General features: G+C 66.4%; 10 protein-coding genes. 8 read left to right on the top strand and 2 right to left on the bottom strand.

Features of this window, described 5'->3' with window-relative positions:
* Window positions 1-89: 89 nt before the first annotated feature.
* The 7 genes from HV796_RS33645 (at window position 90) to sctC (ending at window position 8,051) form a co-directional block, all read left to right on the top strand.
* The gene (locus HV796_RS33645) at window positions 90-719 is read left to right on the top strand and encodes a type III secretion protein HrpB4 (RefSeq protein ID WP_175232214.1); all 630 of its coding nucleotides are present in this window, start codon (window positions 90-92) and stop codon (window positions 717-719) included.
* Complete coding sequence (gene sctL, locus HV796_RS33640; protein ID WP_175232213.1) at window positions 716-1,633, top strand: type III secretion system stator protein SctL; 918 nt, start codon at window positions 716-718, stop codon at window positions 1,631-1,633. The genes HV796_RS33645 and sctL overlap by 4 nt, the downstream gene beginning before the upstream one ends.
* Complete coding sequence (gene sctN / locus HV796_RS33635; RefSeq protein ID WP_175232212.1) at window positions 1,630-3,036, top strand: type III secretion system ATPase SctN; 1,407 nt, start codon at window positions 1,630-1,632, stop codon at window positions 3,034-3,036. The genes sctL and sctN overlap by 4 nt, the downstream gene beginning before the upstream one ends.
* 1 nt (window position 3,037) lies before the next feature.
* On the top strand, window positions 3,038-3,577 hold the full coding sequence (locus tag HV796_RS33630) for a hypothetical protein (RefSeq protein ID WP_175232211.1): 540 nt from the start codon (window positions 3,038-3,040) through the stop codon (window positions 3,575-3,577).
* 4 nt (window positions 3,578-3,581) lie between these two features.
* Complete coding sequence (gene sctT / locus HV796_RS33625) at window positions 3,582-4,409, top strand: type III secretion system export apparatus subunit SctT (RefSeq protein WP_175232210.1); 828 nt, start codon at window positions 3,582-3,584, stop codon at window positions 4,407-4,409.
* A gap of 245 nt (window positions 4,410-4,654) precedes the next feature.
* Window positions 4,655-6,112, top strand: a complete 1,458-nt coding sequence (locus tag HV796_RS33620; protein WP_175232209.1) for a helix-turn-helix transcriptional regulator — start codon at window positions 4,655-4,657, stop codon at window positions 6,110-6,112.
* A complete protein-coding gene (sctC, locus tag HV796_RS33615; RefSeq protein ID WP_246356176.1) occupies window positions 6,105-8,051 on the top strand; it encodes a type III secretion system outer membrane ring subunit SctC in 1,947 nt (648 codons plus the stop codon). Before HV796_RS33620 ends, sctC begins: the two co-directional genes overlap by 8 nt.
* Before the next feature lie 45 nt (window positions 8,052-8,096).
* On the opposite strand, the gene HV796_RS33610 is transcribed toward sctC, so the two are convergent.
* Window positions 8,097-8,378 (bottom strand): hypothetical protein, encoded by a 282-nt coding sequence (locus HV796_RS33610; protein ID WP_175232208.1) that lies wholly within the window; start codon window positions 8,376-8,378, stop codon window positions 8,097-8,099.
* Between the two features lie 285 nt (window positions 8,379-8,663).
* Between HV796_RS33610 and HV796_RS33605 the strand changes: the two genes are divergently transcribed.
* Window positions 8,664-11,546 carry an HrpF/NolX family T3SS translocon protein gene (locus HV796_RS33605; RefSeq protein ID WP_217478060.1) on the top strand — a complete coding sequence of 961 codons (2,883 nt, stop codon included), beginning with the start codon at window positions 8,664-8,666 and terminating at the stop codon, window positions 11,544-11,546.
* Window positions 11,547-12,212: 666 nt separating this feature from the next.
* Here HV796_RS33605 and HV796_RS33600 read toward each other — a convergent pair.
* Window positions 12,213-12,881, bottom strand: a complete 669-nt coding sequence (locus HV796_RS33600; protein ID WP_175232206.1) for a hypothetical protein — start codon at window positions 12,879-12,881, stop codon at window positions 12,213-12,215.
* Window positions 12,882-13,355 lie beyond the last annotated feature (474 nt).

The following is a 13,355-nucleotide window of genomic DNA, read 5'->3' as shown; positions in this document are numbered from 1 at the left end:
CGCCACCGGTGGCTGCCGCTCCTGCGTGAAGGGCGGCGCGCGCCGGCCGGCGCGGGCCAGGGCGAGCGCGCCACCCGGCAGGCGGCGTCATGACGTGCGCCGCGCCCGACGCGCACTGGGGCGCAGCGCTCGATGCGTTGCGCCGCTATGAAGCGTGTCTGAAGACGCTGGTCGACTGTCGCGCGCTTCCGCTGGTTCAGGTCGGTGGCGCGCGCGGTTGCGGCGCAGCGGCGTGGCCGTGGTTCAGGGACGCGCTGCTGTCCGGGCCGGCGCCCGATGCGGCGGTGTTCCTGCGGCGCGGCGAACGCATCGGCGTGGCCGATCTCGATACGCTGCGCCGCACGCTGATCCTGCGTTCGCTGTATGCGCGGCGCTCGGCTGTGCGTCGCTGTATCGCCCGGACGCAACTGGAACGGATGCGCGCCGCGCTCGGCGTCGAAGCGTTCGACGCGCTCGTCGACTGGGCGGGCAGCGATGGCGAAACCGTGCTGCCGCTGCCGGCCAGCCTTGCGCCGCGCGCGCTTGCGCAGGACGGCTTGTGGCGCCTGCGCCGCGAAGACACGCTGCGTTCGGCGGCGCTCGCGCAGTTGATCCAGTGCAGGCTGGATGGCCTGCCGTCCGATCCGCCGCAACCGCCCGCCGCCGACGATTTACCGTCCGCGGCCGAAGGCGAACGCTTTATCACCCGACTGTTATCGCTGATACCGACATTGTCATGATTATCTGGCTCGATCCGAATCAGCCGCCTAAGCCGCAACTGGCGGTGGCCGTAACCGATGGCGTGCTGCGCGCCGAAGCGTTCGCCTGCGCGTTGCAACTGCACGACGCGTATGCGCGTGCGCACGAAGCGTGCGAGGCCCGCGTGAACGCGGCGCAAGCGCACGCGCAGACAATCCTCGACGAGGCTCGCCTGAATGCGCGACAGCTCGACGAGGAGAGCGCGCAGCGGCGCGCCGCCGATGAGGCGACCGGCTACGATGCCGGCCTGCGCGCGGCGCTCGACGACGTGCATCGCGCGCTGCAAAGCCAGATGCGCAGCGAGCGCGAAGGGCTCCGGCGCGCGCACGCGCGGCTCGCGGCCACGGTGATGCGGGCCGCCGAGCAAGTGGTACTCGAGACGGATCGTGCCGCGCTTTTTGCACGCACGCGCATGACGCTGCAGCGCGTGATCGACGCGCAAGCGTATGTCTGTCTCAGCGTGCATCCGACCGACGCTGAACTCGCAAACGCGATGCTGGAAGCGGCATCGCGCGAAGCGGGCTGGACCGGCGGCTATGAGGTCGTCTGCGATCCGCAACTGAACCCTGGCGATTGCCGCTGCGAGTGGGATTACGGCGTGCTGGACGCGGGACTCGACGCGCAGCTGGCGGCGATTCGCCGTGGGTTCGCCGCGGCGGCGCAGGAGGACGCTGGCCGTGTCGTGCAGGCGGGCGATCCGCAACACAGCGCAGCAGCCGAGCTATCCACCCGCGATGAACCCGCGCCGCCGGTCGCAGCCGGCGCGACGTCCCTCGACGCTGACACGGCGTTCGTCACGCACGCACCGGAACACGACACACGGCATGCATTCGCCGACCTGGACGCGCATACCGGCGCCGCCGACGAACCCTTATTCGCGGAGGATGCGCAATGAACGCGTACCCTGACGCGGCCGGGGTTCCTGACAGGGTTCCCAACGGGGTTCCCAACGGCGTGCCGGTCGACGTCGCCGGACTCGCGGCGCGGCTCGACCATTCGCTCAACGGGCTTGGCGCGGTCGCGCGCACGGGCAAGCTCGTCGAGGTCGCGGGCACGCTGCTGAAGGTCGGCGGTATCGACGCGTCGCTCGGCGAGATCTGCACGCTGTCCGACGTGCGCGGCCGGGTGCTGCAGCAGGCGGAAGTGGTGGGGTTTAGCCGCAACCTGGTGTTGCTGGCGCCGTTCAGCCAGACGGTCGGCCTGTCGCGTACCACGCGCGTGACCGGCAGCGGCCAGGCGCTTGCTGTACCGGTCGGTCCGGCGCTGCTCGGGCGCGTGATCGACGGGCTCGGCCAGCCGATCGACGGCCGTGGACCGATTGCCGCCGAGACCCACGCACCGGTCTACGCGGCGGCGCCCGACCCGATGCGCCGCAAGATGATCGACGCGCCGCTCGCGACCGGTGTGCGTGCGATCGACGGTCTGATGACGCTCGGCGAAGGGCAGCGACTCGGTATCTTCGCTGCCGCAGGCGTCGGCAAGAGCACGCTGCTCGGCATGCTTGCGCGCGGCACGGCCTGTGATATCAACGTGATCGTGCTGATCGGCGAGCGTGGCCGCGAGGTGCGCGAGTTCATCGAGCTGATACTCGGCGAAAGCGGCATGGCCCGCACCGTGGTGGTCTGCGCGACGTCCGACCGCTCGTCGATCGAGCGCGCGAAGGCGGCTTACGTCGGCACCGCAGTCGCCGAATATTTCCGCGACCAGGGCATGCGCGTGCTGCTGATGATGGATTCGCTCACGCGTTTTGCGCGCGCGCAGCGCGAAATCGGCCTCGCCGCGGGCGAGCCGCCGACGCGGCGCGGTTTCCCGCCGTCGATCTTCGCCGAATTGCCGCGGCTGCTGGAGCGCGCCGGCATGAGCGACCGGGGATCGATCACCGCGCTCTATACGGTGCTCGCCGAGGACGAGTCGGGCAGCGACCCGGTCACCGAGGAAGTGCGCGGCATTCTCGACGGCCACCTGATCCTGTCGCGCGAGATCGCGGCGCGCAACCGCTATCCGGCCATCGATATCCTCAATAGCCTGAGCCGCGTGATGCCGCTCGTGGTCAACGACGTGCATCTGGCCGGCGCGTCGAAGATGCGCAAACTGATGGCGCGCTACGCGGAAGTCGAGACGCTGTTGCAGGTCGGCGAGTATCGGAGCGGCGCCGATCCGCTGACCGACGAGGCGATCGCCAACCGCGAATGGCTGGAGTCGTTTTTGAGCCAACGCACGTCGGAGTGCGCGGACGCGGCGCAAACCGCTGAGCTGGTCCGCGCGTTCGCCGGCGACGCCGCATCTTACGGGAGCTGATATGCAAACACGCTTGCGCGCATGGCGCACGATACTGTCGGTCAAGGAACGCGCGCAATCGCGCGCGCAGACCGAACTCGACGCGCGCCGTCAGGAACTCGCCGCACAGGTGCAAGCGACCGCGCAGGCGCACGGCGAACAGCAGACGCAGGCCGCGCAGCGCGCCGACGCACAGCGCGAACTTGCCGATCTGCTGGCGGAGCCCGCCGCGCTCGCGCCTGAACGGTATCTGCGCCATCGCCATCATCTGAAGACATGTGACGAGCGTGTGCAGGCGGCCGATAGCGCGTTGAGCGCCGCGGTGCTGAAGGAGCAGGATTGCCGTTCGCGGCTCGGCGCCGCGCAGCGGCAGCTTGCCGCGCTCGATGCTTCGCTTGCCGCGTGCCGCAAGCTGTACCAGAAGCAGCTCGACCAACTAGCCGCGCGCGAGGAGGCGCTCGCCGACGACGAAGCCGGCGAGGTCGCCGCCGCGCGGCGGCATCGTGCGATGGCGGCGGCGCGTGCGCAGGACGACGCAGCGCAAGCGTTCGAGGGCGTGTGATCCGATGCAGGCGCTGACTCCCCAGGCGGATTCGCTGGTCGCGCTGTTCACGACCCTGCATTCGCTGCTGTTCATCATTTCGCTGTACGGCATCCGTGTGCTGGTCGTATTGCAGGTGCTTCCGGCTACCACCGCGCCGATGATTCCCGGCATGGTGCGCAGCGGCATCGTTTGCCTGCTGACGGCCTTCATCGCGTGCGGGCAGGACCCCGCGCCGCTCGAAGCGTTGAACACCCCGCAAATGCTGATGCTGGTGTGCAAGGAGGCGTTTATCGGACTGGTGATCGGGTACGTGGCGTCGTCCTTCTTCTGGATCGCGCAAAGCGTCGGCACGCTGATCGACGATCTGGCGGGATTCAACAACGTGCAGATGCAAAACCCTCAGGCGGGCCTGCAGAACACGCCGGTCGGAACGTTGCTGCTACAACTGACGGTGACGCTTTTCTATGCGTCCGGCGGGCTGATCGTGCTGCTCGGCGTGTTGTTCCAGTCGTACCGCTGGTGGCCGCTGCTGGCATTCGTGCCCGACCTGCACACGGCGGCGGCGGATCTGCTGATTCGCGAGGGCGACGACATTCTCGCCGCCGCCACGAAAATGTGCGCGCCGGTCATGCTTGCGCTCGTGCTCGTCGATGTCGGACTGGGCATCGTTTCGCGCGCGGCCAGTAAGCTCGAACCGACGTCGCTCGCGCAACCGCTGAAGGGAGCGCTGGCGCTGCTCGTGCTGATCGCGATCACCGCGACCGTCGCGAATCAGGTGCGCGAACTGCTGCATCTGAGCAACCTCCAGTCGGCCCTGTCGGGCTTCATCGCGCATGCTCCGCCGCGCTAGCGCCCGCTTGTTCACAACGCGGGTGGGTGCCCGTGCCGCCGACGACAGGCGGCCGCTCGCTGCGCTGCGCAGTGCTCGACCGCGCGTCCCCGTGCTTCTCCTGTGCGCCGCTCGCGAGCAAATGCGTGAGGATTCGCGTCAGCTTTCGTGAGCATTGAGCCCGATCGAATCGATATCTTGGCGCTGTACCGGACACCGGCGGCACATCACGCCAGCCGGCGCCTCTTTCAGGAGAAACGGCGCTTATGATTACCGACATCTATTTTGCTCTGGCTTCAGGCATTTCGTTGCGCGGCAGCGTGCCGCGCTACGCCACGGCACTGCTTGACGGGCGCTGGCACGATGCGCACGCCGCGGTCGCCGGCGTGGCCGACGGGTCCGCGCGGCAGTTGCGGGAAGGCGATCCGCGTATCCTGGCGATGTCCGACGTGATGTCGCTGCTCGGCTTCGACGAGGAAGCCGAGCAGTACTACGCCCGCGCCTTGCGTACCTGCCGCGACTCGGATCAGGCGTTGCGCATGCTGTCGTGCCGCAATGCCGGGTGGCAGGCGCTCAGGCGTGACCGCTTCCGCGTCGCGCGCAACTGCTTCCTGCGCATCGCCCGCGACCGCGACGCGACACCGGCGCAACGCGTGGAGGCATGCATCGGGCTGACCCTGACCGACCACGGCCTCGGCCAGCAGCAATCGGCCGCTCAGGCGCTCGACCATGCGCGCCAGTTCGCGGCCGACGCCGACGACAAGCTGTGGGGGCTCGCCACCGAACTGTTGAGCCTCGACCTGCAGGTCCAGACCGGCGTGCGCACGACCGGCACGCTCGCCGATCATGTGTTCTGGCGCACCGCGTATGCGAGCGGCGCACCGATCGTCGCGCGCGGCGCGTCGGATCCGGCGGCGCCGTCCGTTCGCACGGCGGGGCAACTGCACGATGCGCCGCCGCTCATCCAGCGCCAGGTCGAGTACCTCGCCGCACTCGCGACGACCGCCGGCGGCGACGCCGGCGCGCTGCGGCGGCTCGGTGAACTGATCGACGAATCGCGCCAGCAGGGCATCGGCGACGTGTTACGGCGCATGCGGATCGAGGCGCTGCTGGCCGCACTGGCGGGTGGTTTCGCGACGGCCGCGGAGCACCTGTTCAATGCGATCGGCGCGCGGCAGCCGGGGGGCAAGGCGACGCCTTACGTCGACCTGGATCTGCTGTACGCGAGCGCGAAAATCGCGGCAATGCGCGGCGAAATGCTCGAGGCGTTTACGCAGTACACGACCTATTCGCATGAGGCGCTGCATCGGCTGCGTTCCGAGGCGCTGACGTGGCGCATGCTCGACCCGTGCCGCACGGCCGCCACGCAAACGCGCGGCGACGACGTGTCCGCGCGCCTGCCGGCCAAATACCGGCGCGCTTACTGGTACATCATCGAAAACATCGGCAACCGCGCGCTGACCACCCGCGAGGTGGCGGCCTGCATCGACGTTACCGAGCGCGCGTTGCAGATCGTCTTCAAGCGCTGCCTCGGCATGACGCCCGGTGAAGTGATTCGCCGCGTGCGGATGGAAGGCATTCGCGACGAGCTGACGGACGAGACCGGCTCGAATGCGACCGTGCTCGAAACCGCGCACCGCTGGGGCATGACGAGCCGCTCCGCGCTGACCAAGAGCTACCGCCGATATTTTGACGAATCTCCGACGAAGACCATCGATGGCTAAACCGACCCTTCCACTGCCACGCGCGGCACGCGATTCGCGCCGCGCGTCGATGCGGTGTGCCGTGCTGGCGGTGGCCGCCGCGGCGGCCGTCGGCGCGAGCGCCGCGGTCTGCGCCGCAGCGGTGCCGTGGCGCACCGATGTGATCAACTATGTGGCCGATCACAAGGATTTGCACGACGTGCTGCGCGAAATGAGCTCGGCATCCGGGGTGCCGATCTGGATCTCGGCGAAAGTGCAGGGCAATGTCAGCGGCCGTTTCGAAATGAAGCCGCAGCAACTGCTCGACCGGATGGCGTCGACCTTCGGTCTCGTCTGGTACTACGACGGCGCGACGCTGCGCGTCTACGATACCGACGAGCTGAAGACCGTCACCATCGGCCTGCAGCTCGCGACCAACGCGGACCTGCGCCGCGCGCTCGAGCGCCTCGATCTTGCGGATGCACGCTTTCCGCTGCGCTACGACGACCTCACGCGGACCGTGATCGTGTCCGGGCCGCCGCGCTATGTCGAACTGATCCAGGACGTGGCGAACCTCGTCGACCGCAATAGTCAGGACGCGCAGCGTCACCAGGTGGTTCGGCTGTTTCCGCTGCAGTACGCGTGGGCGACCGACCACACGGTGACGGTCGACGGCCAGTCGATCACGATCCGCGGCGTCGCGACTATCCTGCATAGTCTTTATGCGGGCGCCGCGCCCGGCGGATCGCAGACCGCGCCGCAAAGCAGTTCGCGGCGCCTGCGCAGCGTCGGTGATCCGAGCGGCGCGACCGACGGCAAGATACAGCGCGCGAGCTACGCGCCCGCTGCCGGCGCGAACTGGACGGCCGGCTTGCCCGGCCTGCTGGGCGGTGGCGGCGGCGGTGGTGACCGGCCGGCGCAGCGCAACGCGCCGCTGCCCAACGACAATCGCGCGGCCACGCCCGATACGGCATATGACGATCACGGGTCGCGCGAGGTCGATGTGGCGCCCGGCGACGAGCCGACCATCCAGCCTGACCCGCGGACCAATTCGGTGCTGGTTCGCGACTATCCGGACCGGATGGCGTCGTTCGAGTCGTTGATCCGCTCGCTCGACGTGCGGCCCGCGGTCGTCGAAATCGACGCAAGCATCATCGAGATCACCGATAACGCGCTCGAGCAGATCGGCGTCGACTGGCGCCTGCATAGCGGCAGCGTCGACTTCGAGACCGGCAACGGTCAGAGCGTGCAGGCGTCGCCGTCCGCATCGCTGAATCCGAACGGCTTTCCCGATCTGTCGAACGGCAACACGTCGTCAAGCTTGAGCGCGATTCCGACGACGCCGGCAGGCGGCGTGTTCACCGCGGTACTCGGCAACGCGGGCCGGTTCCTGCTGACACGGGTGAGCGCGCTGCAGCAGACCGATCAGGCGGTGCTCAATGCGACGCCGAAGGTGGCGACGCTCGACAATGTCGAAGCGATCATCGACAACAAGCAGACCTTCTACGTGCCGGTGGCCGGCTACCAGTCGGCGGATCTGTACAGCATCTCGGCAGGGGTGTCGCTGCGCGTGCTGCCGATGATCGTGCGCCACGACGACGCAACCAGCATTCGCCTGAACGTACACATCGAAGACGGTCAACTGACGGGGCAGACGGTCGGCAATCTGCCGGTCGTGACCAATAGCACGATCGACACGCAGGCGCTGATCGCGCAGGGAGAGAGTCTGCTGATCGCCGGCTACTCGGTCGATCAGAGCGACAACATGCAGACCGGCATACCGGTGCTGTCGAAGATCCCGGTGCTGGGCGCGTTGTTTCGGCACAAGAACAAATCCGGGCAGAAGTTCCAGCGGTTGTTCCTGCTGACGCCGCGCATCGTCGTGCCGACGGCCGGTGGGCCGGCTGAGGCCAACGGCAACGCCGCGGCCAAGGCCGAGGCCGAGGCCACTAACGCTAACGCTATCGCAGCGGCGCAATGACGCGCGGGCGTGCGGCCGGAAACGGCCGCACGCCCGATGCGTGTGTCAGCTGTCGTCATCGTCGTCGTCGTCCTTCCTCATTTCCTGGTAGTTGTTGTTGGCCTTCTGAATGTACTGCGTCGTCATGCTAAACATCGCGCCGAGGATCTGCTGGAGGGCATCGCCACTCGACGCTCCGTCTTGCGGCGACGTCGACGACGGGTCGGGCAGGTCCGAGTTGCCTGGCGGCGGCTTGGTGGGGGGTGGCCCATGCGGCGTAGGGCCCGGCGGGTTGCTCGAACCATGCGACGAGGCAGGCGGCGGCGAAGAATGAGAAGGGACTTTCATGGCGTTCGCTGAAGTGGGTGGGCGATGCGGCAGAGCCTACCTCCCGACGCGCGAGGCCTCACCGGCCTGCAACGAAATTCGTGCTTCTTTTGCGAAATATTCGAAGCCGCGCGCGGAGGCGACGCGGGGCCACATGCGTGTCGTTCGGGAGTGGGCCCAACATTTCGTACGGCATGCAGACGAAACCTCGCCAGGTTGCCCAGAATGGCTACGCCTCTTTGGCCCGATGCGGCCCGATCAGGCTGCCTATTCGATTTGCTTTCCACTTGTGACGGGAGGTCATGCATGATCATGAACGCAACCATCGCCCCGCCGGTAGCCGACGCTAAAGCCAGCGGCGCGCTACCCAGCGAGGGCACAGTCGACGATCCGTCGTCCGCGGGACACCTCGCCGACGAGATCGTCGACGGCCTGCCGTCTCCGGCAGCCAAAAACATGTTGTCCGCGGGGATGCCTGTATCCGGCGCGGCGCTTCCGCTCGCACCGGGCGCAGCGCCCGCGCTCGCGTACGCATCGCTGTCCACGCCCGCGGCGGGCGTCGCGCTGCCGGCCCAGCCTGCGACGCCCGGCGCAGCCGCGATGCTTCCAATAGCGGCGACACTCGCTACATCCGCGATGCTTCCGGCAGCAGCGGCGCTCGCGACGGTTCCGACAGGGGCGACACTCGCTACACCCGCGATGGTTCCAACCGCAGCGACGCTCGCCACTTCCGCAACGCTTGCGGCAGCAGCGACGCTGACATCGGCTGCGACCCCTGCCATGCCAGCGCTCGTGCCTTCGTCTGTCGATGCGGGCAACACGCCGGTGACGGCAAGCGTGCGCGTGTTGGCGGCCGCGCTTCCGGCTCAGCCCGCCACCGGCGGCCTCAGCGTGCCGCTGGCCGCCGACGCAGCGAGCCTGCCCGCCGCCGGTGCGCCGGCAACCTCGACGCTCTCGCCGGTCGACGCGGGCAGCTTGCATGTATTCGCCGCTGCGAATCCCGCGCCGCCCACATACGACGAAGCGAACCCACCGCCCGCATACGACGAAGCGAGCGTACCGCCCGCATACAGCGAAGCGAACCCAACGCTGGCCGCCGCCAGCGCCACGCACTTCACGATCGGAACAGTGCTCACGCCGACGAGTTCGGCGACGACTCCCGCCACCACGCCGGGCGCACCGGCGTCGCCTTCGGCAAGCACGCCCGCCGGCGCAACGAGTACGCCGTTGCCTGCCGGCGCGCCCGATCCTTCGGGCTCGACCAGCGTGAACATTCCTGGCGTGGACGCGAACGCACCGCCGGATTCGCTCAACGGCATTCTGTACAAGGCGCTGACCGCGCTGAAGAGCGACCCCTCGGCAACCGCGCCGGGCAGCGGTCAGCCCGCAGACGGTGTCAATCCGCCGGTCAGCACCACGAGCGGCGACGGCACCAGCGGTAGCGACGGCAGCGACGGCGCGAGCGCCAACACCGCGCCACCGAGCTTCGGTCAGGCCGCGCAGACGCTGTACAACTGGATGAGCACCGATCCGTCGATGCAGGGCGGCAAGTGCGTCGGCCCGGACGAACTGCAGCAGATCGCCAACGGCACAGGGGTCGGCGCGGGCGCGTCGCCCGAGTTGCAGGCCGCGGCGCGCGAAATGCTTGCGAACGGCGATCAGTTCAAGAGCGCGTTGGGCGGCAAGGACGATCTTGCCAATGCCAATGACTTCGCGAAGTTTGTCGCCACCGACAAGGACACGCCGCTGTCCGACCAGCAACTGCAGACGCTGTCGGTGCTCGGCCGGCATGAAGGCGATATCAGCCTGAAAACCAAGGATATCCAGTCGAAGATCGACGACCCGAACACGCCGCCGGATCTGAAGGCGGCGCTACAGCAGCTGCAGTCGGATCCGTCGCTGGTCGCCAAGCTCGACGCCGGACAGAACGGCAAGATAGACGGCAAATTCTCGGGCAAGGACATCACGAACCTCGTGAAATCGCATCCGGAACTGAAGCAGTACAACGAAGCGCAAGCGGAGTTGTATGTGAACGACTATATCCCGTCCGATGACACGGATGACGACCCGCAGCCCCGGCCGATGACACAGAACGACGCGATGCGCGAACTGTACCGCTACTCGGACTACTTGCCGAAGAACATCAGCAAGCAGGACCTGCAGAATATCGTGGATGGCACGGGTGGCGAAGGGAAGTGCCCGCCGCAGGTGATCGCGGCGGCCGAGTACTTCCTGAAGAATCCTTCGCAATGGCAGGACGTGGCCGGACCGAGCGGCAGCATCAAGCGCAGCAGCCTCGAAAATGTGATTGCGCAGAAAGTGCAGCTTAACCAGGACGAGAAAGACACGATCGACACGATCCAGAGTAACCGGGACGCATTCTTTGGAGGTGGGAATCTGACGCGAGACAAGCTGAAGAGTATCGCTGCCGACACTTCACAGAGCGACGACGTGCGCAAGGCCGCGCAGCAGATGCTGGACGATCCGATGTTGTTCGGCATGCTGGACAACGCGTTGCATGGCCATGCGGGGAACCCGATTTACGCTGCGGATGATGGGAAAATATCTTCGAAGGATTTCGACAAGTTCAACGCGAATCTGCAGAACAAGAACGTCGCGACCGTGCCTGCATCGCATGCACCTGCCACGCCGGAAGAGGCCGCGGAGGTTCAGACCATGCGCGATGGTACGCTGGATCAGCCGGAAGAAAAGAAGTCGAAGGGCGGCGGGCTGTTGAAGTTCGCGGAGGGCTTGCTGAAGGTGTTCTCGAAGATCCTCGATGTAATCGGGACGGTCTTTAGCGCACTCGGCGAGATTCCGGGTATCGGCATTATCTTCAAGGCTGCGTCGGCGGGGGCCGCGGCCATCTCCGGTCAGCTGAACGTCGCGTCGGTCGCGGCCGGCGGCGGTAGCAAGGCGGACATCATCAACGCCGAGAAGGAAGCCGGACTCAGCACGGCCGCCGGCGTCGTCAGCGCGTTCGTTGCCCCGGGCGCCGGCGGTGCGATCGTGAAGGGTATCGAAGGCGGGGTCGAGCACGCCGTCGATTCGGGGATCAGCAAGTCGGTCATCACGAAGGCGGTAGGATCCGGCGTGAAGGACGAGGCGGAAGACGAGGCCGGAGGCAAGATCAAGGACGAGATTGCCAACCAATACAACGAACAACCGCAGCCTTCGCCGGCTGTTTAGTGAGTGCGGGTTAGAGGGGCGCCCGCATGGTGCGGGCGCTGCTCGTGTTGTACGGGGCCGGCGATGCCGGCCGTTTGTTTTGCGCCGGATTGGCGTACCCCGGTTTTCACCCGTTCTATTGATCGAGCCGCGTGATGCGGACTCGCATGCCGGTTCAGTTGATATCAGATAGGGTCGGTCAGCCTGATTGAGCGACCCTATCCCAATTCAGGGCTTCGTCATTATTGGCGCGTCAATTCGACTGCATTCTTGAAGCCCTTCGCCAGGACCTGCATCCGCGCCATTTCCGCGTCCAGCTTCATCCGCGCCTCAGCAAGAGCAATGTTCTGAACTTGCGGCAACTCCGGTCTGGGCGCAGGCCCCCCCGGGTTTAGGAGCTGCGGCGGAGCCGAGAGTGGCCGAACGATTTCTGGTAAAGGTTGGTTGTCGGCGCGTGCCTGTGCCGGATGTTGTTGCTGGTCCGCGGAAACACGCGAAGGCGGCGGCGGTCTCATTGGGCGGCGGCTGCTGCCGGCTACGAAGGGCGACGAAGCCGACGCTGCACGGCGGGGCAATTCGCTCGAGTCGTCTCGCAGTGACTGTGCGCGCGAAGGCGCAACGTTGGTCGGAGCGCCCGGCTCAACGGTGGAATGCGGTTCCGCGCCGTTCAAATTGGGAATACGGAAATCACTCATGACAGACAGCCTCAAAATGTGTACCGCAATCGACGATGACAACTTTATGCAGCTGCGAGTCTTCGAACGCCGTGCCGACTGCATCCTTCTTGTCGTGATCTTTTCTGGGCGGAATTTTGTCGATAAACACCTGGTCTCCGATCTGGGTGACGACCGAAACCTGCAGCTTCCGGCTGAAGTCAGACCTGTTGTTGATCCAGTCCACCAGTGTGCTCACCGCGTGGTTACTCGCGGAGACTTTTTCGTCACGCCCCAACGGGTTGTGCGCTAGCGAAGCGAGCGCTAAACGGTACTGGTGAGCGATCCTGTCGTGCGTACGCGTGTAATTGCCCGTCACGTGTTGCAGCAGCGAAATCAGCAAGCAATTGTTTCGTGCCCTCATGTCGTCGTTCGCAACCTTGCTTTTGCCAAGCCGCATGGTTGTGCCGTCGTTTTTCACGAGTCGCATCGAATGGCGCTTCAGCACCTCCTCGATATGTGAAGTGGAGGTGTGCGTTATTGTCAATTCCTGCAAGTACAGGAATTCGTTGTCGCCGTACGCTTGCCGTATATCGTCCGGTAATTGCTCGAATTTCGTGGCACCTTCGAGCCGTTGCGGCGGCGGGGGATTCGTCATGATGTCCTCCAGAAATGCGTCTACGGAATTCTTTTTCTTTGCCACCGTGGCGTGCGACGTGTCGACTTGCGGCTGCGCGACTGTCGCGGCATGAGGACGGTCCGGCTGGCATTCAAGGCTCAGCCGCAGCGCCTGTTGCAGATGCGTTTCCTCTTCCGCCGCATCGAGTGGTTCCGCCTCGTGCGCCGGCCGCGCAGGCCACGGCGTTTGAGCCGTGATTGGCCGGTGCATCAGCGGAGATGGATCCGTCGCCGGCGGTGATGCGATTGCCTGCCGATTGAATGGACTTTGTCCTGGGAAAGAAGGGGGACCGGCTGGAAGCGGATTGTGCGATGTCATGCTTGCGTTGAACGCGGGAAGCAAGCTCGCGACATGCGCGGGGTAGAGGCTCAAAGGTGGCGAGGTAAATCGCGCAACGGGCGGCATAGGCAACGGCCTCGGCATACGCGCGGACTCGGGCTTGGGCATTGCCATCGGCGCGCGCATGTTTGTCAACGCAAGCAGTCGCGCGTCCATGCC

Origin of the sequence: Paraburkholderia humisilvae (assembly GCF_902859855.1) — a bacterium.
Classification (GTDB): Bacteria; Pseudomonadota; Gammaproteobacteria; order Burkholderiales; family Burkholderiaceae; genus Paraburkholderia; species Paraburkholderia humisilvae.
This window is presented reverse-complemented; position numbering and strand designations above follow the sequence as displayed.